This is a genomic window from Bradyrhizobium semiaridum, assembly GCF_020329505.1.
In the GTDB taxonomy this organism is placed as follows: domain Bacteria; phylum Pseudomonadota; class Alphaproteobacteria; order Rhizobiales; family Xanthobacteraceae; genus Bradyrhizobium; species Bradyrhizobium semiaridum.
Genome location: NZ_JAGKJJ010000012.1, coordinates 93,560 through 118,692, shown reverse-complemented (window position 1 = coordinate 118,692; position 25,133 = coordinate 93,560). Strand labels below are relative to the sequence as shown.

The window sequence follows — 25,133 nt, the reverse complement described above, 5'->3', positions numbered from 1 at the left end:
CGTCCCGAGCCCTGACTCCTAAGGATTTTGTTAGCGAGATCGATGACCGACGGCTCCGCCAGCCTATCACCCAAGCCGCCCCGATCGGCCAAGCGGCGGCTGATCTTCGTGCTGATTGCCGGCGCGTTGGCTCTCATCGGCGCGCTCGCCGCCGGGTATTATTTCGCAGTGCGCCCGATGACACTGCGGATCGCGGTGGGACCGGCCAACAGCGACGACCTCAAGGTCGTGCAGGCCCTCGCGCAGGCCTTCAACAACAACCACAACAGCCAGGTCAAGCTGCGCCCGGTACAGACCGAGGGCGCCACGGCGAGCGCGCAGACGCTTGCCGATGGCAAGGCCGATCTCGCCATCATCCGCGGCGATCTCGATGTGCCGAAGAACGCGCAGGCGGTCGCGACGCTGCGCAAGAATGTCGTGGTGATGTGGATTCCGCCAGCCAAGGGCAAGGCCCGCAGGGGCACGAAGATCACCAAGATCACGCAACTGGCCGGCCACAAGATTGGCGTCGTCGGCCGCACCCAGGCCAACGTCAATCTGCTGAAGGTGATCCTGCAGCAATACGGCGTCGATCCTCTCAAGGTCGAGATCATCCAGTTCCCGGCCAACGAGGTCGCGGAAGCGATCCGCAACCAGAAGGCCGACGCCTATCTCGCCGCCGGCCCCGCCAACAGCAAGATCACGATCGACGCCATCAGCGCCACGAGCCGCGACGGCGGCGAGCCGACCTTCCTCGCGATCGACGCCGCGGAAGCGATCGCGCAGAACCACCCGGCCTATGAGGCCGCGGAGATTCCGGCCGGCTCGCTCGGCTCCGCCGACCGGCCGGAGGACGAGGTCAAGACCATCAGCTTCTCGCACCACATCGTCGCGCGAAAGGGACTGTCGGACTCGACGGTGGCGGCGTTCACGCGGCAATTGTTCGCGGTTCGGCAACAGCTCAAGAGCGATTTCCCGCTCGCGGCCAAGATCGAGACGCCCGACACCGACAAGGACGCCACCATCCCGGCGCATCCGGGCGCTGCCGCCTTCGTCGACGGCGAGGAGAAGACCTTCCTCGACCGCTACAGCGATTACATCTGGTGGGGCCTGATGGCGCTCTCCGCGATGGGCTCGGCCGGCGCCTGGTTCGCCGGCTATCTCAAGCAGGACGAACGCAACACCAACACCTCGCAGCGCGAGCGTCTCTTGGAGATGCTGAAGGCCGCCCGGCAGAGCGATTCGACCGACGAGCTCGACCAGTTGCAGGCGGAAGCCGACGACATCCTGCGGCATACGCTGCTCTGCTACGAGCACGGTGCGATCGAGGAAGGGACGCTGACCGCGTTCAACATCGCGCTCGAGCAGTTCCACAACGCCGTGGCCGACCGCAAGGCACTGCTGATGAGCATGCCGCAGAATCTGCAGCGCGCCGCGACCCAGTTCAGGGCGGCGGGGTCGGCGTAGGTCGCCTCTTGCCTCGCCCCGCTTGCGGGGAGAGGCCAAATCGCATCGCCAGATGCGATCCGGGTGAGGGGAAGCCTCCGCAAGCGCCATTGTCACCATCTTCGCGGATCGAGCCCCTCACCCCCACCCTCTCCCCGTAAGAACGGGCGAGGGAGCCTGAGCTGCCTGCTCACCTTACGGCAGCGATCCCGGAGCCGATTTCGCCCATCCCTGTAATCTCGCCGTCATGGAATTTTTCTAGGTCTTTCCCCGCCTGCGGCGCATTGTCGCGTCGTGACGCTGAGGAGCTTCCTATGACCATCCGGTTTTCGCGAAATCTGACCCGCCGACGCTTTCTGTCCACCACGGCCGCGGCTGGCGTCGGGCTGATCGCGATGCCCTACCTCTCGCGTGCCGCCGACCGTCCGGTGATCACCCATGGCGTGCAGTCGGGCGATGTCGGCACCGACGGTGGCGTGGTGTGGGCGCGGGCCGACCGCCCGGCGCAGATGATGGTCGAGGTCGCCACCTCAGACTCGTTCAAGGATGCCCGCACGCTGCCGCCGATCGCGGCACTGCCGGAGAGCGACTTCACCGCCAAGATGCTGCTGGAGAACCTGCCGTCGGGCCAGGACATCTTCTACCGCGTCCGGTTCCGCGACCTCTCGCATACCGACATCGTCGGCGAACCGGTGGTCGGCCGCTTCCGCACCGCGCCCGGCGACCGCCGCGACGTCTCGTTCGTGTGGGGCGGGGACGTCGCCGGCCAGGGCTGGGGCATCAACCCCGATGACGGCGGCATGTTCACCTTCGCCGCGATGAAGAAGCACAATCCGGATTTCTTCCTGCATTCCGGCGATACGATTTATGCCGACGGCGTCATCAACGCCGAGCAGAAGCAGCCCGACGGCAAGATCTGGAAGAACATCACCGTCGTGGAGAAATCCAAGGTCGCCGAGACGCTCGACGAATTCCGCGGCGCACACAAGTACAACATGCTCGACGAGAATCTGCGCGCCTTCAACGCCGAGGTGCCGATCTTCGTGCAGTGGGACGACCACGAAGTGACCAACAATTGGTCGCTGTCGAAGCAGCTGCCGGCCGCCTACAAGGAGCGTGACATCACGCTGCTCGCCGCGCGCGCGGCGCGCGCCTTCCACGAGATGTATCCGATGCGCGAGAGCATCGTCGAGCCCGGCCGGGTCTATCGTACGCTGAGCTACGGCCCGCATCTCGACGTGTTCATGCTCGACGAGCGCAGCTATCGCGGCCCGAACGGTCCGAATCTGCAGGAGAGCTACGATCCCGGCGCCTATTTCCTCGGGCCCGACCAGCTCGCCTGGCTGAAGCGCGGCCTGCTCAACTCGCGGGCCACCTGGAAGGTGATCGCATCCGACATGCCGCTGTCGCTGATCGTCTATGACGATGCGGCTAACAAGAAGGGCTCGGAAGCCTTCGCGCAGGGTGACGGCCCGGCGCGCGGCCGCGAGCTCGAGATCGCCGACATCCTGCGCTTCATCAAGACTTCTGGTGTCGTCAACACGGTGTGGCTGACCGCCGACGTGCACTACGCCGCCGCGCACTACTACAATCCGAACAAGGCCCAGTTCCAGGATTTCGATCCGTTCTGGGAATTCGTCTCCGGCCCGCTGCACGCCGGCACGTTCGGCCCGAACGAGCTCGACAACACGTTTGGTCCCGAGGTGAAGTTCGTCAAGGCGCCCGGCGAAGCCAACCAGAACCTGCCGCCGTCGGCCGGCATGCAGTTCTTCGGCCACGTCAAGATCGACGGCAAGAGCGGCCAGATGACGGTGAGCCTGCGCGACCGCAAGGACGTCGAGCTGTGGGCGATCACGCTCGATCCGAAGCAGGCGTAGCCCGCCGCTTCAGCTCGATGATGCCGACGCTCTGTCGACGGCCTTGTCGATGGAGTGCAGCCCTCGCTTCCCGTTCCCCCTAAAAGGGGAAGGTCGGGATGGGGGTCCAGCCACAGGCGACGTTGCATGTGGAGAGAGCAGATCCTCACCGGTTTTTGCTCTAGCCAGCAAAGCGACCTCGCTTTTGCAAGGGGACGTGGAAGCAGGCGTCACTCGCCCGCGTCCACGGTCGGCTTGCAGCGCCACCGGCGCAGCGCGGCCAGCAGCGCATCGGCGGGACACGGCTTGCTCAGCCGCGGCATGCCGGCGAGTGGTGACGGCAGGCTGACATCGGAGCCGTAACCGGTCACGAACACATAGGCGATCCGCAGCGCATCGAGCCGTTCGGCGATCGCGAACGGCGTCTCGCCATTGACGAGAGCGAGGTCGAGCAGCGCGAAATCGGGCGGCTGCGCGGCAATCAGTTCGAGCGCGCGCCGCGGACTGGCGGCAGTGCGAACCGTCTTCGCGCCGAACCGCAGGATGGTGTCCTCGAAATCCAGCGCGATGATCGGATCGTCCTCGACGATCAGGACATCACGGGGCATGCCGTCACAGAAGGCGGGTGTCATCGCGTGCCAGAGTCCATGGTTGAACGTAGATGAAGGACCGGATCAGGTCCGGTCGAATGGCCCGCGACCGACGCCCCCTGGCAGGCACGCCGATTGTTCCCGAGATGAAACCATCACATCGCAAGCGGCACCGTCTGTTCACTAGTGAACATAAAACCAGGAACCTTTCCGTTATTGTCGGCGTTGGCTGGGCAGGAACCTCCAATGATTACGAAGCGGACCGAGTTGGCCGGGACGAGCGACCGACCGTTCAACAATCTTTTGCGCCGGCTCAACGCCACCGACTATGAGCTGATCGCACCATATCTGGTGCTGCTGGATGGAGCGGCCGGTGACCTGCTCTACAATCCCGGCGACGATGTGCAGACCGTGCATTTCCCGTGCGGGCCTAGTCTCGTCTCCTACATGGTGCCGAACGAGGACGGGCGCGACGTCGAGACCATCCTGGTCGGCCGCGAGGGTGCGGTCGGCGGCATCGTCAGCCAGGGCTTCCTGCCGGCCTATACCCGCATCACCGTCAAGTTCGGCGGGCCATTCGCGCGGATGCCGATCAGCAAGCTCGACGCAGCCAAGCTGAACTCGAACTCGGTGCGCAACATCTTCGCGCGCTATGCCGACTGCATGCTGGCGCAGATCTTCCAGTCCACCGCCTGCAACGCGATCCACTCGATCGAGCAGCGCGCCGCGAAATGGATCATCGCCGCGATGGAGCGCACCGACGGCGACGGCGTGGTGCCGCTCACCCACGAGCAGCTCTCCACCCTGCTCGGCGTCGGCCGCAGCTACACCAGCCGCGTGATCCAGACCTTCAAGGCCGAGGGTGTGCTGGACACGCGCCGCGGCGCGATCGTGGTCCGCGATCCGGACCGGCTGCGACAGCGCGCCTGCCAGTGCAACGACGCGGTCAAGGATCACTTCGAGGAGGTGCTGCGCGGCGTCTATCCGGCCGAGGACAATCCCGCGAACTAGACCGCCCATGGCAGCTTGCGGCCCGCTGATCACCCACCGTCGAGCGCGGCGAGGCGGTCGGCTTCCCTGATATCGTCGACGGTGTTGGCATTGAAGAACGGATCCAGCGGCTCGGCCGGCCAGGCGACCGTTGCGAGCGGATAGCGCGCCGTCCAGCGGTCGATCTTGCGCACGCCTTCCACGACGAGCGCCTGGCGCAATTCGTTACGCAGGCGTACGCTCCAGAGACCGATCACCGGATGCGTCTGATCGCCTGACGCGGCGACGGCGAGTTCGGCATGCTGCGCCACACGCGCCTCGTCGAGGCGCTTGACGAGATCGCGAGGCAGGAACGGACAATCGCCCGCCGCGCTCAGCAGCCATTTCGCATCGGGCCGGTTCGTCGCGGTCCAGTCGAGTGCGGCCAGGATGCCGGCGAGCGGACCGGGATAGTCGGGGACATCGTCCGCGACGACAGGAAGACCGAACGCTGCGAACCGCGCGGGATCGCCGTTGGCGTTGATGATCACTCCGGCGCATTGCGGCGCGAGGCGATCGATCACGCGCTGCAGGATGGTGCGGCCCGCGATCTGGCGCATCGGCTTGTCGCCGCCGCCCATCCGCCGCGCAAGCCCGCCGGCAAGCACCACGCAGGGGATATCAGTCATCGCCACCCTCGCCCTTGCGCTTGTGGCGCATCGATTCCTCTTCGACATAGTCGAGGTTCTGGTCGTAGACGATCCGCTCCTCGCCCGACAGCGCGATGAAGCGCTTGCCGCGGGCGCGCCCGACGAGCGTCAGCCCGACCTGCCGCGCCAGATCGACACCCCACGCCGTGAAGCCGGAGCGGGAGACCAGGATCGGAATGCCCATCCGCACCGTCTTGATCACCATCTCCGACGTCAGCCGCCCCGTCGTATAGAGAATCTTGTCCGCGGGATCGACGTTGTGGCGGTAGATCCAGCCCGCGATCTTGTCGACGGCATTATGCCGGCCAACGTCCTCGGTGTAGCAGACCGGTGTGCTCTCTTTGCACAGCACGCAGCCGTGAATCGCGCCCGCCTCGAGATAGAGCGACGGCATCGTGTTGATGGTGTGCGTCATCCGGTAGAGCCAGGAGGTGCGCAGTTCGGCCTTCGGCAGCGCGACCTTCTCGACTGCTTCCAGCAGGTCTCCGAACGCCGTGCCCTGGGCGCAGCCCGAGGTCTGCGTGCGCTTCTTCAGCTTCACCTCGAAATTGGTGTGATGCGCGGTGCGCACCACGACGACCTGCAGATCGTCGTCATATTCGACCTCGGTGACGACGTCGTCGTATTTCAGCATGTTCTGGTTCAGGAGGTAACCGAGCGCGAGGTATTCCGGATAGTCGTTGATCGTCATCATCGTGACGATCTCCTGCGCGTTGAGGTAAAGCGTCAGCGGCCGTTCGACGGGTACCCTGATCTCGGTCCGCGCGCCGGTCTGATCGACGCCGACGACGCGCTCGGTCAGCCGCGGATCGTTCGGATCCGGAACAATGATGGGAGCGGTCGCTTTCTCGGTCACTGGTCGACGTCCGGATGGGTTCACAATTCAGCAGAGCTGGGGATATAAGCACGATCGGAGACCGACTGGCCACAGCGGGAACGACCATGATGTGGCCCGGCCAACGCGATAACGCCGCAGTTCGCGATCCGGACCGGACATAGATGGCGATGGCCGAGGACTGAGGAACACGATGGCGCAGCTTTCGGACGACTGCTTCGCGTTCGGCGGACCGATGATGTCGGTCGACGAAGCCGTCGCGATCATCGCCGCGCGCGTCAGGCCAGTCGGGGAGTCGGAAACGGTTGCGCTGCTGGATGCCGACGGACGCATCCTTGCCGGCGATGTTGCCGCACCGCTGCCGCTGCCGCCCTTCATGAATTCGGCGGTCGACGGCTACGCTGTCTCTGGCGCCGACCTGCCGCAAAACGGCGATCGCGCATTCCCGGTCGCCGGCCGCGTGCAGGCGGGCGCATCCGCGCAGCCCGTCGCGCCAGGCCATGCCGTCCGCATCTTCACCGGCGCGCCGATGCCATCAGGCACCGACACCGTGTTCATGCAGGAGGACGTCCGGATCGACGATGCGGGCAATGTGATCCTGCCGTCCGGCCTGAAGCTGGGCGCCAATGTGCGTCCGGCCGGCGAAGACATCGCACGCGGTCATGTCGCGCTGGCGTCGGGCCGGCGGCTGCGCCCGCAGGATGTCGCGGTCGCCGCCGCCTTCGGGCTGACGACGCTCGACGTCGTGCGGCGCGTTCGCGTCGGCGTGTTCTCCACCGGCGACGAACTGGCCGCACCCGGGGCGGCGCGCAGTGAAGCCCAGCTGTTCGATTCCAACCGCTTCATGCTGATGGCGATGTTGCGCAGGCTCGGCTGCGAGGTCGGCGATCTCGGCATCCTGCGCGACGAACAGGCCGCGCTCGCCGCGGCGCTGAAGCAGGCCGCCCGACGCTACGACTTGATCCTGACCACCGGCGGCGTCTCGACCGGCGAAGAGGACCACGTCAAGGCGGGCATCGAACAGGCCGGCTCGCTGGTGCTGTGGCGGATGGCGATCAAGCCGGGCCGTCCGGTGGCAATGGGTATCGTCGACGGCACGCCGCTGATCGGCCTGCCCGGCAATCCGGTTGCGAGCTTCGTCACCTTCGTCCACGTCGTGCGGCCGACCGTGCTCGCGCTCTCGGGAGCCACACCAGCTCCCTTGCAACCGATGCCGGTGCGCTCAGCGTTCAGCTACAAGAAGAAGAGCGGACGGCGCGAATATGTCCGCGCTTCGCTGCGGCGCGCGGCGGATGGATCGCTCGAGGCGATCAAGTTTCCGCGCGAAGGTGCCGGGCTGCTGTCGTCGCTGATCGAGACTGACGGGCTGATCGAACTCGCCGAAGCCGTCGTGCAAGTCGTACCTGGAGATGCCGTTGGCTTTCTCGGCTACGCCGAGCTGCTGTAGGCCCAATCCGAGTCTCGATATGCGATCGAGATCGCCCAGTCATCAAACCATCGCTGCACGATAGAAGATTCAGATCGACTGATAGGCAAACATGAACAACAGCTAACGCGGCAACCCGACGCTGCTGGAGGCGTTCTAAATCTGCTTGCGTGTGGCATGCCAGGGATTACAGTCCGCCGAACAGCGCAATTCGCGCGAAGCGGGGTTTCATGAGTCGAGACGTTCATGACGTGCACAAGGTCCGCGCCTTCGAGCATCCAGGACAAGGCAGGAAGCGGGCGAAGGCGACGCCGAAGGGACGCCAGGTCGATCCGACCGCTGCTCATGAAATCGAGACGCTGCTCGGTGACCGGCCGCGACAGCGCGACCTGCTGATCGAATATCTCCATTTGATCCAGGACAAGTATCATCAGATCTCGGCGGCGCATCTTGCCGCGCTCGCCGACGAGATGAAGCTGTCATTCGCCGAGGTGTTCGAGACCGCCACCTTCTATGCGCATTTCGATATCGTGAAGGAAGGCGAGCCGAACGTTGCGCCGCTGACCGTGCGCGTCTGCGACTCGCTGACCTGCGCGATGCTCGGCGGCGAGAAGCTGCTGAAGGATCTCCAGAACCAGGCCGGCCCCGGCATCCGCGTTGTGCGCGCGCCTTGTGTCGGCCGTTGCGACACGGCACCTGCCGCGGAAGTCGGCCACAACTTCGTCGATCACGCGACCGTCGCCAACGTTCTCGCCGCGGCAAAGAGCGGCGACACCCATGTGCATCTTCCCGCTTACGTCGACTACGACGCCTATGTGGCCGACGGCGGCTACAAGCTGCTGACGCGGCTGCGCTCGGGCGATCTGCCGCGGGAGGACCTGCTGAAGGCGCTCGACGATGCGTCGCTGCGCGGTCTTGGCGGCGCCGGTTTTCCGACTGGCCGCAAGTGGCGCGCCGTGCTCGGCGAACCCGGCCCCCGGCTGATGGCGGTGAACGGCGACGAAGGCGAGCCGGGCACGTTCAAGGATCGCTACTACCTCGAGACCGATCCGCATCGCTTCCTCGAAGGCATGCTGATCGGCGCGCACGCGGTCGAGGCGCCGGAGGTCTACATCTATATCCGCGACGAATACCCGGCCTGCCGCGAGATCCTCGCCCGCGAGATCGCAAAGCTGCCGCCCGGCGGTCCGAAGCTGCATCTGCGGCGCGGCGCCGGCGCCTATATCTGCGGCGAGGAATCCTCGCTGCTCGAATCGATCGAGGGCAAGCGCGGCCTGCCGCGGCACAAGCCACCCTATCCGTTTCAGGTCGGACTATTCGGCCTGCCGACGCTGATCAACAACATCGAAACGCTGTGGTGGGTTCGCGACATCGTCGAGAAGGGCGCCGGCTGGTGGAAGAGCCACGGCCGCAACGAACGCCAGGGCTTGCGCAGCTTCTCGGTGTCGGGACGGGTCAAGAATCCGGGCGTCAAGCTCGCGCCGGCCGGCATCACCGTGCGCGAGCTGATCGACGAGTACTGCGGCGGCATGGCCGATGGCCATACGATGCAGGCCTATCTGCCGGGCGGCGCATCCGGCGGCATCCTGCCGGCATCGATGGACGACATCCCGCTCGATTTCGGCACGCTGGAGAAATACGGCTGCTTCATCGGTTCCGCTGCCGTCGTCATTCTCTCGCAGGCCGACGACGTCAGGGATGCCGCGCTAAACTTGATGAAGTTCTTCGAGGACGAGAGCTGCGGGCAATGCACGCCCTGCCGCGCCGGAACCGAAAAGGCGGCGCTGCTGATGCAGCAGCCGGTTTGGAACAAGGAATTGCTCGACCAATTGAGCCAGGCGATGCGCGACGCGTCGATCTGTGGCCTTGGCCAGGCGGCCTCCAATCCGCTGACCTCCGTGATCAAATATTTTCCGGACGGATTTCGTCCGCAGCAAGCCGCCGAATAGGCGGACCGGGCAGGACGAATTTCGACGAGGATCGGTATGAGCAACGAGCAGAACTCTCCGCCGCAGGGCTACGGCCACGACGCCAAGGGCGCGGCCGGAGGAAACAACGTCCCCGACGGCCGTGTCACCGTCACGCACAGCGAGCCGATCGGCAAGGTCGGCGGGACCGGCGGCGGGCCCCAGATGATTCAGTTCGAGCTCGACGGGCAGCAGGTCGCAGCGCGCGCCGGCGAAACCATCTGGCAGGTCGCCAAGCGCCAGGGCACCGAAATCCCGCATCTCTGCTACTCACCCGCGCCGGACTACCGGCCGGACGGCAATTGCCGCGCCTGCATGGTCGAGATCGAAGGCGAGCGCGTGCTGGCGGCGTCCTGCAAGCGAACGCCAACGGTCGGCATGAAGGTGAAATCGGCCAGCCAGCGCGCGGTCGCGGCGCAGAAGATGGTGATGGAGCTGCTCGTCGCCGATCAGCCGGCGCGCGAGACCTCGCACGATCCGGATTCGAAATTCTGGCACTGGGCCGAGAAGACCGGTGTCACCGAAAGCCGCTTCCCCGCAGCCCAACGCTGGGAAACCGACGCCAGCCACCCGGCGATGCGCGTCAATCTCGACGCCTGCATCCAGTGCGGCCTGTGCGTGCGGGCCTGCCGCGAGGTGCAGGTCAACGACGTCATCGGCATGGCCTACCGGAATCACGGCGCCAAGATCGTGTTCGACTTCGACGACCCGATGGGCGAGTCGACCTGCGTTGCCTGCGGCGAATGCGTGCAGGCCTGCCCGACCGGCGCGCTGATGCCGGCGGTGATGCTCGACGACCAGCAGACCCGCGTCACCTATCCCGACCGCAAGGTGGACTCGCTGTGCCCGTATTGCGGCGTCGGCTGCCAGGTCACCTATGAGGTCAAGGACGAGAAGGTGATCTATGCGGAAGGCCGCGATGGCCCCGCCAACCACAACCGCCTCTGCGTCAAGGGCCGCTTCGGCTTCGACTACATTCATCACCCCAACCGCCTGACCAAGCCGCTGGTGCGGCTGCCCGGCGTCAAGAAGGATGCCAACGACCAGGTCGATCCGGCCAATCCCTACACCCATTTCCGCGAGGCGACGTGGGACGAGGCGCTGGATCTCGCGGCCAACGGCCTGAAGAAGATCCGCGACGAGAAGGGCGCCAAGGCGCTGGCCGGCTTCGGTTCGGCCAAGGGCTCCAACGAGGAAGCCTATCTGTTCCAGAAGCTGGTGCGCACCGGCTTCGGCTCCAACAATGTCGACCATTGCACGCGGCTGTGCCACGCCTCGTCGGTGGCGGCGCTGTTCGAAGGCTTGAGTTCCGGCGCGGTGTCGGCGCCGTTCGCGGCCGCGGCCGACGCGGAAGTGATCTGGGTGATCGGCGCCAATCCAACCGTGAACCATCCGGTCGCCGCGACCTTCATCAAGAACGCCGCCAAGCGCGGCGCCAAGCTCTTCGTGATGGACCCGCGCAAGCAGACGCTATCTCGCCACGCGACGGCGCATCTGCAGTTCAAGCCCGGCTCTGACGTCGCGATGCTGAACGCGATGATCCACACCATCATCACCGAAGGCCTGACCGACGAGCAGTACATCGCCGGCTATACCGAGGGCTACGAGGAGCTGAAGGAAAAGATCAAGGAATTCCCGCCGGAGAAGATGGCGGCGATCTGCGGCGTCCCGGCGGAAACCCTGCGCGAGGTCGCGCGAACCTATGCGCGGGCGAAATCGTCGATCATCTTCTGGGGCATGGGCATCAGCCAGCATGTCCACGGCACCGACAATGCGCGCTGCCTGATCGCGCTGGCGCTGATCACCGGCCAGGTCGGCCGTCCCGGCACCGGGCTGCATCCGCTGCGCGGCCAGAACAACGTGCAGGGCGCCTCCGACGCCGGCCTGATCCCGATGTTCCTGCCGGACTATCAGCCGGTCGGCCGCGACGACATGCGCGGCGCCTTTGAGAAACTGTGGGGCCAGGAGCTCGATCCGGTGCGCGGGCTGACGGTGGTCGAGATCATGAACGCGATCCACGCCGGCGATATCCACGGCATGTATGTCGAGGGCGAGAATCCCGCGATGTCCGACCCGGATCTGCAGCACGCCCGCGAGGCGCTGGCCAAGCTGGATCATCTCGTCGTGCAGGACCTGTTCGTCACCGAGACCGCGTTCCATGCCGACGTCATCCTGCCGGCCTCGGCGTTCGCGGAAAAGTCCGGCTCGTTCACCAACACCGACCGCCGCGTCCAGCTGGCGCGCGAGGTGATCAAGCCGCCGGGCGATGCACGGCAGGATCTCTGGATCATTCAGGAGATCGGCAAGCGGATGGGACTGCCCTGGAATTATGCCGGGCCCGGCGAGGTCTTCACCGAGATGGCCGAGTTGATGCCGTCGTTGAAGAACATCACGTGGGAGCGGCTGGTGCGCGAGGGCGCGGTGACCTACCCGGTCGACGATCCGGACAAGCCGGGCAACGAGATCATCTTCACCACCGGCTTCCCGACCGCGAGCGGCCGCGGCAAGATCGTGCCGGCCAAGGTGATCCCGCCGGACGAGCTGCCCGACGATGAGTATCCGATGGTGCTGTCGACCGGGCGCGTGCTCGAACATTGGCACACCGGCTCGATGACGCGGCGTGCGCAGGTGCTCGACCAGATCGAGCCCGAGGCGGTCGCGTTCATGACGCCGAAGGACATGCGCAAGAAGGGCCTCGCCCCCGGCGACTTCATCCGCCTCGAGACCCGCCGCGGCGCGGTCGAGGTCAAGGTACGCGCCGACCGCGACGTCCCCGAGAACATGGTGTTCATGCCGTTCTGCTACGCCGAGGCCGCCGCGAACCTCCTGACCAATCCGGCGCTCGATCCGTTCGGCAAGATTCCGGAATTCAAGTTCTGCGCTGTCCGCGCCGAGAAGGCCGAATTCCGCTCGGCGGCGGAGTAACGGCTGCAGGCGGGCTGCCAGCTTCACCTCTCCCCGCCTGCGGGGAGAGGTCGGATTGTATCGCAGATGCAATCCGGGTGAGGGGAAGTCTCCGCCGACTCACTGCTTGCAGTTTTTGCGGATAGAGCCCCTCTCCCCGTAAGAAAGGCAAGAGGGAGAAATTATCGCGCTCCGCGAAATCCACGCTACACTCGCCTCATGAGCGGGGCTGAACTTCACGCCGTCTTCGACGTCGCTGCATGGTGCGCCGCGGGAGCTGCCATGTGGTGGCTGTCGCGGGTGCGTTCCCTGCAATTCCCCAAGCAATCGTTCGAACTCTCCTACATCGCCGCGCTGGTGTTCGGCGCCGGGATCGGGGCTTACATCTTCGGCACGCTGAACCTGTGGCTGTCGGGCATATCAGGCATCGCCCGCTCGGTGGAGGGCGCGCTGGCCGGCGGCATCATCGCGATCGAGCTCTACAAATGGCTGCACGGCATTTCGCTGCGCACCGGCGCGCGGTTTGCGCTGCCGCTTGCCCTCGGCGTCGCGGTCGGCCGGCTCGGCTGCTACTTCGCCGGGCTCGACGACTTCACCTACGGCACGCCGACCGCATTGCCCTGGGGCCACGATTTCGGCGACGGCATCCTGCGCCATCCGGTGCAGCTCTACGAAAGCCTGGCGATGGCGGCATTCGCCGTCTTCTACGTCTGGGCGGTGTTGAACCGCAACGCCGCCATCGTAACCAATGGATTCTACCTCGTCCTGTTGTTCTACGGGCTGCAGCGCTTCATCTGGGAATTCATCAAGCCCTATGGTGCGCTGATCGGGCCGTTCTCGCTGTTCCACCTGCTGTCGCTGTTTGTCATGGTCTACGCCGCCGTCATGCTGGCGACGGCGCCAAATGTGAGTTTGAAGCATGAACGCGCCGCTGCGTAAGGCCCGCCCCTACATCTTCTGGGGTCAGACCCAATCGCTCTGCGAGGCCTGCCTGACCCTGGTGCCGACCAAGATCCAGATATCAGGCAACGAGGTCTGGTACGAGAAGCGCTGCAAGCAGCACGGCGTGCAATCAACGCTGGTGTCGACCGATTCGGCCTATTGGCGGCTGTGCAAGGATTTCATCAAGCCCGCCGACCGACCGCTCGCCTTCCAGCGCCACACCGAATTCGGCTGTCCCTACGACTGCGGCCTGTGCCCCGATCACGAGCAGCATTCCTGCCTGACGCTGATCGAGATCACCGAGCACTGCAACCTGACCTGTCCGGTGTGCTTTGCCGATTCCTCGCCGGCGCGCACGAAATTCACGCCGCTGGCCAAGATCGAGAAGATGCTCGACGCGCTGGTTGCAAGCGAGGGCGAGCCTGATCTCGTGCAGATCTCCGGCGGCGAGCCGACGCTGCATCCGGATTTCTTCGCCATCCTCGACGCGGTGCGCGCCCGCCCGATCCGCCATGTCATGGTCAACACCAATGGCCTGCGCATCGCGCGCGAGCCGGAGTTCGTTGCAAAACTCGCCGAGAACAGACGCGGGCTGGAAGTCTATCTGCAGTTCGATTCGCTGAAGCGCGACGCGCTGGTCAATCTGCGCGGCGCGGATCTGCGCAAGATCCGCCAGCAGGCGCTGGAAAATCTCGAGCGCCACGGCGTCTCGACGACGCTGGTCGCGACCATCAAGCGCGGTGTCAACGATGCCGAGATCGGCGACATCGTCCGCCATGCCCTGAGATGGAAATGCGTCCGCGGCGTTACGCTGCAGCCAGTGCAGGATACCGGCCGCAACGAGAATTTCGACAAGAATACCGACCGCATCATGCTGTCGGAGATCCGCCAGCGCGTGATCGAGACCGGCGTGTTCGGCGACAAGGACATGATCCCGCTGCCCTGCAACCCCGAGAGCATCTCGATCGGCTACGGGCTGCGCAACGGCGAGAACGTGCTGCCGCTGACGTCGCTGATCCCGCAGGAACAGCTCATTGCGGTGATGCCGAACACGATCAGCCCTGAGAAGTATCCGGTGCTGCGGGAGAAATTCGTCGATCTGTTCTCGCTGTCGTCGGGGCCGCTCAACACCTCCGAGCGGGTCTGCGAGCTGCTGTGCTGCCTGCCGAGTTTCGAGGTGCCGCAGGGCCTCACTTACGAGAACGTCTTCCGCGTCACCATCGTGCAGTTTCTCGATCGCTTCAATTTCTGCGTCGGCAACGTCAAGCGCAGCTGCATCCACTTCGTCACCGAGAGCGGCGCGATCATCCCGTTCGACACCTACAATCTGTTCTACCGCGACGGCAAGATCGACAGCATCCGCGCCAGCCTGGCCGGCCAGACTTATCGCGAGATGCGCCAGCGTGAGGAGGTACCGCGATGAGCGAGACCAGCCCGCCCACCCTGCCGCCATCGCCGCCAGCCGGAGCCACACCGCCGTTGCCTGCACCGCGACAGCGCCACGGCTGCGCGACGGCCTTCATGGTGCTGTTCGGGATCATTCTGCTGCTGCCGGGCCTCTGCGCGCTGATCTTTGGTGTCACCATGATCAGTGAGACCCGTTTCGACCCCGCGTTCGCCGCGCTGGTCCTGCTCGGCCTGTTCGTCGGCCTCGGCGGCGTGATCCTGATCCGCGCCGCGATCAAGGGTCCGCAAGGCTGACGGACGAACCAGCAATCCCATGACCGACGCCGGACACACGCCCCCGGACCCGCCGGCGAAGCCTGCCTCCGCAGCGGAAGGCTGCCTGTCGATGCTGATGTTCCTTGGCGGGGCCGTGCTGCTACTTCCCGCGATCTGCACGCTGATGGCGAGCGGCAAGTCCGGCCTGTCGGTCAACGCTGACACCATGAAGATCTTGCTGGTGATCTTCGCGGTCGGCCTGGCGGGCGCCTGGCTGATCTGGCTGGGGGTGAGACCGCGAAAGGGCTGATCCATGAGCAACATCGACCAGATCCCGCCGGACCCGCCGCCGGGCCCCGTCATGGCAGGTCCCGCATCAGCGCAGCGGCTGCCTGACCGCCTTCATGCTGGTCGTGGGCATCATCTTGCTGATCCCGGGCGTCCTCTGCGCCATCCTCAACGCCAAGATGGGCGGCGGAGGCGGCGGCAGCCCCATCACCATGATCGTGATGCTGATTGCCTTAGGTGGGCTCGGGCTGATCGTGTTCGCGCTGACGCGGAAATAGCACCGGCTCGCACCCGGAAAAGCCCGTCAAAACCCAGCTTCCGGCCGAAAATCGGCGCTCCAAACCGCCAATAAATCATTGTTTTTTGGCGATTTCTGACTATATTGCGCCGCAACGCGCTGAGGTGCCCGGTTCTGACGACCGGGCTTCCTTTTTGGGGCGATGCGTCCCCGTCAAATTTCTTGGGTAAGAGAGCGTGATCCGGGCCCTCGCGGGCCGCGTGAGCGAGCGGCCGGCCTAGTTGTCCGGCAAGATCGCGCTCAGACCCTTTGCACGACCAGAAGAAGAGCCATGAACCTTCGTAACGTCGCCATTATCGCCCACGTCGACCACGGCAAGACCACCCTCGTCGACCGCCTGCTGCAGCAATCCGGCACCTTCCGCGAGAACCAGAAGGTCACCGAACGCGCCATGGACTCCAACGATCTGGAGCGCGAACGCGGCATCACCATTCTGGCGAAAGCCGCCTCGGTGCAGTGGAAGGACATTCGGATCAACATCGTCGACACCCCCGGCCACGCCGATTTCGGCGGCGAGGTCGAGCGCATCCTCAACATGGTGGATGGCGCGCTGGTGCTGGTCGATGCTGCCGAGGGCCCGCTGCCGCAGACCAAGTTCGTGGTGTCGAAGGCGCTCAAGATCGGCCTGAAGCCGATCGTCGTCATCAACAAGGTCGACCGCCCCGACGCGCGCCCGACCGAGGTTATCAACGAGGTGTTCGACCTGTTCGCGGCGCTCGACGCCTCCGAGGAGCAGCTCGACTTCCCGATTCTCTATGGTTCAGCCAAGCAGGGCTGGATGGCCGACAGCCCGGAAGGTCCGAAAGACCTCGGGATGCAGCCACTGTTCGACCTGATCGTGCGCCATGTCGAGCCGCCGAAGGTCGAGGAAGGTCCGTTCCGCATGATCGGCACCATCCTCGAAGCCAACCCCTATCTCGGCCGCATCATCACCGGCCGCATCTCCTCCGGCTCGATCAAGCCGAACCAGCAGGTCAAGGTGCTCGCCGCAGACGGCAAGCTGATCGAAACCGGCCGCCTGACCAAGATTCTGGCCTTCCGCGGCCTCGAGCGTACCCCGCTTGACGAAGCCGAGGCCGGCGACATCGTCGCGATCGCGGGCCTCACCAAGGGCACGGTCGCCGACACCTTCTGCGACCCCTCGGTCGAGACGCCGCTGCCGGCGCAGCCGATCGATCCGCCGACGGTCTCGATGTCGTTCATCGTCAACAACTCGCCGCTCGCCGGCACCGAAGGCGACAAGGTGACGAGCCGCATGATCCGCGACCGCCTGCTGCGCGAGGCCGAGGGCAATGTCGCGCTGCGCGTCGTCGAGGCCGCCGACAAGGACTCGATGGAAGTGTCGGGCCGCGGCGAATTGCAGCTCGCGATCCTGATCGAGACCATGCGCCGCGAGGGTTTCGAGCTCTCGGTGTCGCGTCCGCGCGTCGTGCTGCAGAAGGACGAGGCCACCGGCCAATTGCAGGAGCCGATCGAGGAGGTCGTGATCGACGTCGACGAGGAACATTCCGGCGTCGTCGTGCAGAAGATGAGCGAGCGCAAGGCCGAGATGATCGAGATGCGCCCCTCCGGCGGCAACCGCCTGCGGCTGGTGTTCCACGCGCCGACCCGCGGCCTGATTGGCTACCAGGGCGAACTGCTCACCGACACCCGCGGCACCGCGATCATGAACCGCATCTTCCACGGCTACGCCGCCTACAAGGGCGAAATCCAGGGCCGCCGCAACGGCGTGCTGATCTCCAACGATCAGGGCGAAGCGGTGGCCTATGCGATGTTCAAGCTGGAAGACCGCGGCCCGATGATGATCGAGCCGGGCTGGAAGGTCTACAAGGGCATGATCGTCGGCGAGCACACCCGCGACAATGATCTCGAGATCAACGTGCTCAAGGGCAAGCAGCTCACCAACATCCGCACCACCTCGAAGGACGAGGCGGTGCGCCTGACCCCGCCGATCCGCATGACCCTGGAAAAGGCGCTCGCCTATATCGAGGACGACGAGCTCGTCGAGGTGACGCCGAAGTCGATCCGGCTGCGCAAGAAGCACCTCGACCCGAACGACCGCAAGCGCGCGGAAAAGGCCAAGGAAGCGGTGGCGTAAGCCGGCGAATGGCGAATAGGGAGTAGCGAATAGGGCGTTTGGCCTCTGGCGGGGTTTCCTATACCCTATTCGCCATTCGCCACTCACTATTCGCGCTCCTCATGTCCCTCCCCTCCACAGTCGATGTCGCCATCATCGGCGCCGGCGCCGCAGGCCTTGGCGCTGCGAACGCGCTGAAGGATTCCGGCCTCTCCATGGTCGTGCTGGAAGCCCGCGACCGGCTCGGCGGCCGCGCGCATACGATCATGGCGGCGCCTGACGTCGTGTTCGATGTCGGCTGCGGCTGGCTGCATTCGGCGGACATGAACAGCTTTGTCCCCATTGCCGAGCGGCTCAATTTCGAGATCAACAAGGACCTGCCGCCGTGGCGCGAGCGCGCCTATGGCAACGTGTTCCCGCAAGCCGATCGCGACGAGTTCGTCACCGCGCTGGACCAGTTCTACGATCGCATCGAAGCGGCCGCGGCAAGCGGCAAGGATGCGCCGGCACATCTCTATCTCGAGCCCGGCAATCGCTGGAACCCGATGATCGACGCGATCTCGACCTATGTGAACGGTTGCGAGCTCGACCAGGCCTCGATCCTCGACATCGACGCCTATGAGGACACCAACATCAACTGGCGGGTGCGGCGCGGCTACGGCGCGCTGATCGCGGCCTATGGCGAAGATGTGCCGGTGGCGCTGAACTGCGAGGTGAAGCTCATCGATCACTCCGGCAAGCGCGTGCGCATCGAGACCTCGCGCGGCACGCTAGACGCGGACAAGGTGATCGTCACCGTGCCGACCAACCTGATCGCCGACGAGGCGATCCGGTTTACGCCCGCTTTATCCGACAAGCTCGACGCCGCGCGCGGCCTGCCGCTCGGTCTCGCCGACAAGGTGACGCTGGCGCTTGCCGAGCCGGAGACGATGCCGAAGGAGGGCAATCTGCGTGGCGCCACCATGCGCACCGAGATGGGTACCTATCATATCCGCCCGTTCGGCCAGCCCTGCATCGAAGGCTTCTTCGGCGGGCGTTTTGCGCAAGCGCTCGAGGACGCCGGCGACGGCGCCATCGCCGCCCACAGCATCGACGAGATCGTCGGCTTCCTCGGCAACGACTTCCGCCGCAAGCTCAAGCCGCTCAGCGAGTCGCGCTGGGCGCACGACAAGTTCGCCCGCGGTTCCTACTCCCATGCCCTCCCCGGCCACGCCGACAAGCGCGAGGTGCTGGCCGCGCCGGTGGACGGCCGGCTGTTCTTCGCGGGCGAGGCAACGTCGCCGCATTTCTTCTCGACCGCGCATGGGGCAAGGGACAGCGGAGAGAGGGCGGCGAAGGAAGTGCTGGCGGCTGAACTCCGTAAGTAGCCCCGTCATTGCGGCGGTGGCTACTCCACCACCCGCGCCCGCATGTCGGCGTCGGGGATGAAGCACGTCTTGTACTTGCCGAAGATCTTGTACCGGTTGCGCGCGATCAGGCTGTAGACCGCGTCGCGCAGCGGCTTGGGGATCGCGAACAGCGCGCGGGTCCAGCGCCAGCCCGGCAGCAGGCCCAGCACCGTCAGCGCCGCGTCGGATTTCAGATGCGCGACGCCATCGTGGATCACGGCGTTGGTGTGGGGATCGTTCGGATCGATGCCGAAGGTGTTTGCCAGCCGTGTGCCGTAGTCCGACTGGATCGGCGTGAAGCGGAAACGGCGGGCCGTGTCGCGGGCCATCACGAAGCGGACCCAGCGCGAGCAGAAGATGCAGACGCCGTCGTAGAGGATCACGTCATTGTCGGGCCAGTTCGTCATCTCGTTCCCTCGACGCACGCTTAGTGCTGTCCAGTTCGGACAAGGCACTACCTGTTGTCCAATATAAGCAGTGCGACCAGCATTAGCACGATGGCGGGACCGGTTTTTACCAGCGCCCCGAGCGGCTCGATCCAGAGAGCCGGCGTCAGGATCGCCGATCCCGCCATGTAGCCCAGCGACGCCACGATGCCCGCCACCAGGCCGAACGCCGCCGTGCGGCGGAAGGCGATCAGGATACCGATGGTCATGTCCATCAGGCTGGTCAGCACGGTGATGGGCCCGACCAGCGCCGGCGGGAGATTGTGCGCGCGCAGGATGCCGGCGGCGGCGTCATAGGAGACCACCAGCGCGATGAAGCCGGAGGCGACCCAGAACAGCACAAGGCTTGCGAAGATCAGCGCCTTGAACAGGAACAGCCGCGCGAACCATGTGTCCTGGATGGTCGCGGGAGGCGCGCCGACGACCTGTGCGATCGTCTTCGGCACAATGCCGGTCGCTGCCATCCACGCGGCGGGATCGCCGGTCACGCCGCGGCGCAGCTCGGCGATCGCGGTGGAGCGCAGCGGTGGCATCCAGCCGAGACGGCTGACGAAATCGCCGAGGCGTGCGCCGAGATCGATCAGGAAGGACGGCGACGGGATGCGCGCCTGCTTGCTGGCGCCGAACGCGCGGCGGAACTGGGCGATGACGCCGCCGAGCGAAACTTTCTGCGGCTGCATCAGATCCCACGTCACGGCGCGCACGCTCTCATCGGCGACGTCGCGCGCGGCCAGCCACGCGATGGTTGCGGCAATATCGCCCACGGCCACCGGCTGAAATGGCGTCGCCGCCTCGACGGCCGGCAGATCGATCGGAAGCGCCGCCAATGCGCGCAGCATCGCGCTGCCGCCATAGGCCGCCGGCGCGATGACGAAACCCGGGCGCAGGATCGCGTAGGCGATGCCGGAGGCCGCGATCAGCCGCTCAGCCTCGCGCTTGGTCGTGCTGAAGGCGGTGCGATCCTCGTCGGCCGCACCGGGGATCGAGATGTGGACGAGACGGATGGCGCGCCCGCTAGCGCGGATCGCCGCCAGCAGACGGGCGACAAAATCGCGGTGCACGGCGCGCGTGTCGCTACCCGGCCCGTCCTGCAAGACGCCGAGGCAATTCACGACGATGCCGACATCGTGGGTGCGAAAAGCTGCGCCAAGGCCGCTGTATCCATCGCCATCAGCGGCAATTCGAGGTCGCGCGCGCTCACCATCTGCGCCGGCGTGAAATGCCGCGCGACCCCGACGACATCAAAGCCGCGTGACCGCAAATCGTCGGTCACGCAGCGACCGATCAGGCCGGACGCGCCGAGCACGAGGATGGTGGGCGATCCTGTTTCGTCCGTCATCGCAATCCTAAAACGGTTTTGCGATCATCAGCCACAGGATGATCATCACCGCGCCAAAGCCGGGAATACCGAACAGGAACCAGCGACGGAAAAGTGCAAGATAGCGCGGCGGCAATGCATGGCCCTTCGCAGCCGCCGCTCGCGCAAGATCGCGCATCTCCATCTGCATGAAGATGACCGGAATCCAGAACGCGCCGGCGAGCGCGTAGAGCGCGAGCGAGGCCAGCAGCCAACCCTCGGACAAGCTCGTCGCCGACAACAGCATCAGCACCGCGCCGCTTACCGGCTGCAGCAGCACGGCTGTCAGCGTGAAGATCATGTCCGCGATCACCACGGTCGCCGCAGTGCGCGCGACGAAGGCGACATCGCCGCTCCGATGCGCCGTCAGCATGAAGAAGGCGATGCCGGTCCCGGTGCCGAGGATCACGATGGCCCCGAGCACATGCAGATATTTGACCAGGAAATAGAGCGTCATTGCCTTCCGCTCGCGTTTGGCGCCTTTGCGGATGCGCCCAGGTGGCAGCCGGCCGGCCCGGCTCCATTAGGCCGGACGCAAGTGAAAATCCACTGCGCTGCCGCGCCGGCAGGCCCCGATGGCTACTGCGATCGAACGCGACAAAGTACCGGCCACGAATCAGATGCAGACGAGGATTGCCCGGCGTGAGCATTGTCGCAAATCGTCACCGTGCACCTTGCCTGCTGCGGGAAGCGGCAAGCGCTCGCTTGCGATCTCTGTCTGTCCTTTTTCGGTACAAGTTTTCATGGCACTGATGCAGAAAATCCACAGCTTAATCGTTTGTTAACGATAGACCTTGAAGGCCGCCGTCCGACTTGCTTTGATGATGCGCATGAGCACAACGCTGATCGAGGTCCGGCCGGCCAAAGCTGCTGACGCAGCCGCGGTGGCGTCTACCCATGACGAAGCCTGGCGCTCGGCGTATCAGGGCATCATCCCCGGCGCCGAACTCGAAAAGCTGATCAACCGCCGCGGCCCGCAATGGTGGGACAGCGCGATCCGCAAGGGCAGCCGCGTCAGCGTGCTGGTGTTCGGCGACAGGATCGCCGGCTATGCCAATTACGGCCGCAACCGCGCCCGCAGCCTGCACTTCGAAGGCGAGATCTACGAGCTCTATCTGCGGCCGGAATTCCAGGGCCTCGGCTTCGGCCGGCGGCTGTTCAACGCGGCGCGCCGCGACCTCGTCCAGAGCGGCCTCAAGACCATGGTGATCTGGGCGCTCTCCGACAATGAGGGAGCGACCGAGTTCTACCGCGCGCTGGGCGGCCGCATGGTGGCACGCTCGTCGGAGCGATTCGGGCCGAAGTCGCTCGACAAGGTCGCTTTCGCCTGGTCCAACTGAAAATCCCGCTTCTCTCGCGGCTGCAGCAAGGCTAGACCAGCCTGAGCGCTGCACGCGGCGGCCTGCCCGGCGAACAGTTTCGGGCCGGGATCCGGCCGCGCGCCTTGGCGACGCCACACAAGAAAATCACACCCTGCTCAACTTCCAGAGGCCACGCGGAGCAATCCATGCGTATCGACGCCATATCGACCGGAAAGAACCCGCCCCACGACGTCAACGTCATCATCGAGGTGCCCGTCGGCGGCGAACCGATCAAATACGAGATGGACAAGGAGGCCGGCACGCTGGTCGTCGACCGCTTCCTCTATACGCCGATGCGCTATCCCGGCAATTACGGCTTCATCCCGCACACTTTGTCCGGCGACGGCGACCCTTGCGACGTGCTGATCATCAACACCCGCGCGATCGTGCCCGGCGCGGTGATGAGCGTGCGACCGGTCGGCGTGCTGTTGATGGAGGACGAGGCCGGCGGCGACGAGAAGATCATCGCGGTGCCCTCCTCGAAGCTGACCCAGCGCTACGACAAGGTGAAGAACTACAGCGATCTTCCCCAGATCACGCTGGACCAGATCCAGCACTTCTTCGAGCACTACAAAGATCTGGAGAAAGGCAAATGGGTGAAGGTGCTGCGCTGGGGCGACGCCGAGGAAGCCTGCAAGCTGATCCTGGAAGGGATCGAGCGCGCCAAGGCGAAGAAGTGACGGTGTAGCCCGTCATTCGGGGCACGCCGCCCAGACTCCCTCGCCCCGCTCTCTTGTCCGCCGAAGCCCGCCTTCCTGCGAAGGCGGATGTGGGGAGAGGGTTGGGGGTGAGGGGCTTCTCTCGGCGAACTCCAACGCCGAGATGAATCCGTGGAGATTCCCCCTCACCCGACGTTCAAGCTTAGCTTGAACGTCGACCTTTCCCCGCAAGCGGGGCGAGGTAAGACGAGGCAAGAAAAGACTCACACCGCCGGCGCCGGCAGGCCCTGGATCGCGCAGGCGGCGCGCAGCGTGTTCACCAGCAGGCACGCGACCGTCATCTGCCCGACACCGCCGGGCACCGGGGTGATCGCGCCGGCGACCTCGACCGCTTCCTGAAAGGCGACGTCGCCGACCAGCTTCGGCTTGCCGCCCGCGACCGGGATGCGGTTGATGCCGACATCGATCACGGTCGCGCCCGGTTTCAGCCAGTCGCCGCGCACCATCTCCGGCCTGCCGACCGCGGCATAGACCAGATCGGCCTGCGCACAGAGCTTCGGCAGGTCGCGCGAGCGCGAATGCGCGATCGTCACCGTCGCATTCTCGTTCAGCAGCAGCTGCACCAACGGACGGCCGACCAGATTGGAGCGGCCGATCACGATCGCGTTCATGCCCTCGAGCGAGGCGTGCACGCTCTTGCTCAGGATGATGCAGCCGAGCGGCGTGCAGGGCGACAGCGCGGCAACGCCGCCGGCGAGCCGGCCGGCATTGTTCGGATGCAGGCCGTCGACATCCTTGGCCGGATCGATCGCATTGATGATGGTCTCGGTGTGCAGCGCTTTCGGCAGCGGCAGCTGCACCAAGATGCCGTGCACCAGCGAATCGCGGTTCAGCCGCGCGATCAGCGCCAGCAGATCGGCCTGCGACACATCGGCGGGTAATTTGTGCTCGAACGAGGCCATGCCGGCGGCCTGGGTCTGGGTGTGCTTGCTGCGGACATAGACCTCGCTGGCGGGATCATTGCCGACCAGCACCACGGCGAGCCCGGGCGTCAGGCCGTGATCGCGCTTGACCCTGACAACCTCGGCGGCGACGCGGGCGCGGAGCTCGGCGGCGATGGCTTTTCCGTCGATGATGCGGGCGGTCATGTCAGTTCTCAATCTTTCCCGTGGCGGTCAGCCGTTTCAAGGTCTCGCCAAGCTGCCTCGGATCGCCATCCACCGCCACCTGTTTGAGCCGCGAGGTGGCCCCGGACAACAACCTCACCCTGGCCTTGGGTACCCCGAGCACCTTGGCCAATAACTCGCTCACGGAGCGGTTGGCCTCGCCGCCCTCGGCGATGGCGCGCACCCTGACTTTCACCACCGAACGGCCGTTGGCCAGCGTCTCGATGCCGTCGATGTCGTCGCGGCCGCCACGCGGCGTCACGCGCAGGGCGATGCTGATGCCCTCGGTAGAATAGCGCCAAGGATCCATCAAGCGTCCATCAAAGGCCCGGTCAGATCACGTTGGGATAGATGTAATAGGCGATCACGCGCTGGATGAACATGATGATCAGGATCACGATGATCGGCGAGATATCGAGCCCACCGAGGTTCGGCATCACGTTGCGGATCGGCCGCAGCACCGGCTCGGTGATCCGGTACAGGAACTCGGCCACCGCGGAGACGAACTGGTTGCGCGTATTCACGACATTGAACGCGATCAGCCAGGACAGGATGGCGGAGGCGATCAGGAGCCAGACATAGAGGTCGAGGATGATGATGACGATGTCGAGAACGGCGCGCATATGATGGGGGCTCGCAGGTGGGACAGTCCCTAAAGCGCGCTGAGATCGGCGCGCTCTAGCTTCTCATTTGAGCATGATCTTTTCGGAAAACCGCTTCAGACCTTTCCGGATCATGCCCTAGATATCGGTTCACCCCCCGGCAAACAAGGGAAGTTCCCGGCCGCTGGGGCCGAAAACCGCAGTT

The 25,133-nt window shown here is 65.3% G+C and carries 23 protein-coding genes and 1 pseudogene; 15 read left to right on the top strand and 9 right to left on the bottom strand.

From position 1 onward, the window contains the following. Positions 1-42 precede the first annotated feature (42 nt). Complete coding sequence (locus J6500_RS16365; RefSeq protein WP_225713726.1) at positions 43-1,446, top strand: TAXI family TRAP transporter solute-binding subunit; 1,404 nt, start codon at positions 43-45, stop codon at positions 1,444-1,446. A 293-nt stretch (positions 1,447-1,739) separates the two neighbouring features. Continuing rightward, entirely contained in the window at positions 1,740-3,302 is a 1,563-nt protein-coding gene (locus J6500_RS16360) for an alkaline phosphatase D family protein (protein ID WP_225713725.1), read from the top strand. Between the two features lie 209 nt (positions 3,303-3,511). Here J6500_RS16360 and J6500_RS16355 read toward each other — a convergent pair whose 3' ends face one another. Further along, complete coding sequence (locus J6500_RS16355) at positions 3,512-3,889, bottom strand: response regulator (RefSeq protein WP_312018218.1); 378 nt, start codon at positions 3,887-3,889, stop codon at positions 3,512-3,514. A 228-nt stretch (positions 3,890-4,117) separates the two neighbouring features. On the opposite strand from J6500_RS16355, the gene J6500_RS16350 reads away from it, so the two are divergent. Continuing rightward, entirely contained in the window at positions 4,118-4,882 is a 765-nt protein-coding gene (locus J6500_RS16350) for a Crp/Fnr family transcriptional regulator (RefSeq protein WP_225713723.1), read from the top strand. Between the two features lie 29 nt (positions 4,883-4,911). Here the strand turns inward: J6500_RS16350 and mobA are convergent, their stop codons facing one another. Next, positions 4,912-5,529 carry a molybdenum cofactor guanylyltransferase MobA gene (gene mobA, locus J6500_RS16345; protein ID WP_225713722.1) on the bottom strand — a complete coding sequence of 206 codons (618 nt, stop codon included), beginning with the start codon at positions 5,527-5,529 and terminating at the stop codon, positions 4,912-4,914. Further along, positions 5,522-6,406 (bottom strand): formate dehydrogenase accessory sulfurtransferase FdhD, encoded by an 885-nt coding sequence (locus J6500_RS16340; protein ID WP_225713721.1) that lies wholly within the window; start codon positions 6,404-6,406, stop codon positions 5,522-5,524. The genes mobA and J6500_RS16340 overlap by 8 nt, the downstream gene beginning before the upstream one ends. A 172-nt stretch (positions 6,407-6,578) precedes the next feature. Here J6500_RS16340 and J6500_RS16335 point away from each other — a divergent pair, with 172 nt between their 5' ends. From J6500_RS16335 to J6500_RS16290, 10 genes are all read left to right on the top strand, one after another. Continuing rightward, the gene (locus tag J6500_RS16335) at positions 6,579-7,832 is read left to right on the top strand and encodes a molybdopterin molybdotransferase MoeA (RefSeq protein ID WP_225713720.1); all 1,254 of its coding nucleotides are present in this window, start codon (positions 6,579-6,581) and stop codon (positions 7,830-7,832) included. Between the two features lie 209 nt (positions 7,833-8,041). Continuing rightward, a complete protein-coding gene (locus J6500_RS16330; RefSeq protein WP_225713719.1) occupies positions 8,042-9,760 on the top strand; it encodes an NAD(P)H-dependent oxidoreductase subunit E in 1,719 nt (572 codons plus the stop codon). Between the two features lie 183 nt (positions 9,761-9,943). Beyond that, positions 9,944-12,703, top strand: coding sequence for a formate dehydrogenase subunit alpha (fdhF, locus tag J6500_RS16325; RefSeq protein ID WP_225713810.1), 2,760 nt, complete (start codon positions 9,944-9,946; stop codon positions 12,701-12,703). Between the two features lie 198 nt (positions 12,704-12,901). Further along, positions 12,902-13,621: a prolipoprotein diacylglyceryl transferase gene (locus J6500_RS16320; RefSeq protein ID WP_225713718.1), complete on the top strand. Its 720-nt coding sequence runs from the start codon at positions 12,902-12,904 to the stop codon at positions 13,619-13,621. Then, positions 13,602-15,047, top strand: coding sequence for a radical SAM protein (locus J6500_RS16315; RefSeq protein ID WP_225713717.1), 1,446 nt, complete (start codon positions 13,602-13,604; stop codon positions 15,045-15,047). Before J6500_RS16320 ends, J6500_RS16315 begins: the two co-directional genes overlap by 20 nt. Further along, positions 15,044-15,325, top strand: a complete 282-nt coding sequence (locus J6500_RS16310; protein ID WP_225713716.1) for a hypothetical protein — start codon at positions 15,044-15,046, stop codon at positions 15,323-15,325. Before J6500_RS16315 ends, J6500_RS16310 begins: the two co-directional genes overlap by 4 nt. A 19-nt stretch (positions 15,326-15,344) precedes the next feature. Then, positions 15,345-15,596, top strand: coding sequence for a hypothetical protein (locus J6500_RS16305; RefSeq protein ID WP_225713715.1), 252 nt, complete (start codon positions 15,345-15,347; stop codon positions 15,594-15,596). Between the two features lie 94 nt (positions 15,597-15,690). Further along, a complete protein-coding gene (locus tag J6500_RS16300; RefSeq protein WP_225713714.1) occupies positions 15,691-15,852 on the top strand; it encodes a hypothetical protein in 162 nt (53 codons plus the stop codon). Positions 15,853-16,143: 291 nt separating this feature from the next. After that, the gene (gene typA, locus J6500_RS16295) at positions 16,144-17,970 is read left to right on the top strand and encodes a translational GTPase TypA (RefSeq protein WP_225713713.1); all 1,827 of its coding nucleotides are present in this window, start codon (positions 16,144-16,146) and stop codon (positions 17,968-17,970) included. 101 nt (positions 17,971-18,071) lie between these two features. Further along, positions 18,072-19,316 carry a flavin monoamine oxidase family protein gene (locus tag J6500_RS16290; RefSeq protein WP_225713712.1) on the top strand — a complete coding sequence of 415 codons (1,245 nt, stop codon included), beginning with the start codon at positions 18,072-18,074 and terminating at the stop codon, positions 19,314-19,316. A 20-nt stretch (positions 19,317-19,336) separates the two neighbouring features. Here the strand turns inward: J6500_RS16290 and J6500_RS16285 are convergent, their stop codons facing one another. From J6500_RS16285 to J6500_RS16275, 3 genes and pseudogenes are all read right to left on the bottom strand, one after another. Next, a complete protein-coding gene (locus J6500_RS16285; protein WP_225713711.1) occupies positions 19,337-19,744 on the bottom strand; it encodes a thiol-disulfide oxidoreductase DCC family protein in 408 nt (135 codons plus the stop codon). A gap of 47 nt (positions 19,745-19,791) precedes the next feature. Beyond that, positions 19,792-21,122 (bottom strand): annotated as a pseudogene (locus J6500_RS16280) (SDR family oxidoreductase). Positions 21,123-21,129: 7 nt separating this feature from the next. After that, on the bottom strand, positions 21,130-21,597 hold the full coding sequence (locus J6500_RS16275; protein WP_225713710.1) for a DUF2269 family protein: 468 nt from the start codon (positions 21,595-21,597) through the stop codon (positions 21,130-21,132). A 373-nt stretch (positions 21,598-21,970) separates the two neighbouring features. Here J6500_RS16275 and J6500_RS16270 point away from each other — a divergent pair, with 373 nt between their 5' ends. Together J6500_RS16270 and ppa are read left to right on the top strand one after the other, a co-directional pair. After that, on the top strand, positions 21,971-22,480 hold the full coding sequence (locus J6500_RS16270; RefSeq protein WP_225713709.1) for a GNAT family N-acetyltransferase: 510 nt from the start codon (positions 21,971-21,973) through the stop codon (positions 22,478-22,480). Positions 22,481-22,647: 167 nt separating this feature from the next. Beyond that, positions 22,648-23,181 (top strand): inorganic diphosphatase, encoded by a 534-nt coding sequence (gene ppa / locus J6500_RS16265; protein ID WP_225713708.1) that lies wholly within the window; start codon positions 22,648-22,650, stop codon positions 23,179-23,181. Between the two features lie 242 nt (positions 23,182-23,423). On the opposite strand, the gene folD is transcribed toward ppa, so the two are convergent. Genes folD through J6500_RS16250 form a run of 3 tightly spaced genes read right to left on the bottom strand, consistent with a single transcriptional unit; the run spans position 23,424 to position 24,949 of the window. After that, the gene (gene folD / locus J6500_RS16260) at positions 23,424-24,308 is read right to left on the bottom strand and encodes a bifunctional methylenetetrahydrofolate dehydrogenase/methenyltetrahydrofolate cyclohydrolase FolD (protein WP_225713707.1); all 885 of its coding nucleotides are present in this window, start codon (positions 24,306-24,308) and stop codon (positions 23,424-23,426) included. A gap of 1 nt (position 24,309) precedes the next feature. Further along, on the bottom strand, positions 24,310-24,636 hold the full coding sequence (locus tag J6500_RS16255) for a DUF167 domain-containing protein (RefSeq protein WP_225713706.1): 327 nt from the start codon (positions 24,634-24,636) through the stop codon (positions 24,310-24,312). A gap of 22 nt (positions 24,637-24,658) precedes the next feature. After that, a complete protein-coding gene (locus tag J6500_RS16250) occupies positions 24,659-24,949 on the bottom strand; it encodes a YggT family protein (RefSeq protein WP_225713705.1) in 291 nt (96 codons plus the stop codon). Between the last annotated feature and the right edge of the window lie 184 nt (positions 24,950-25,133).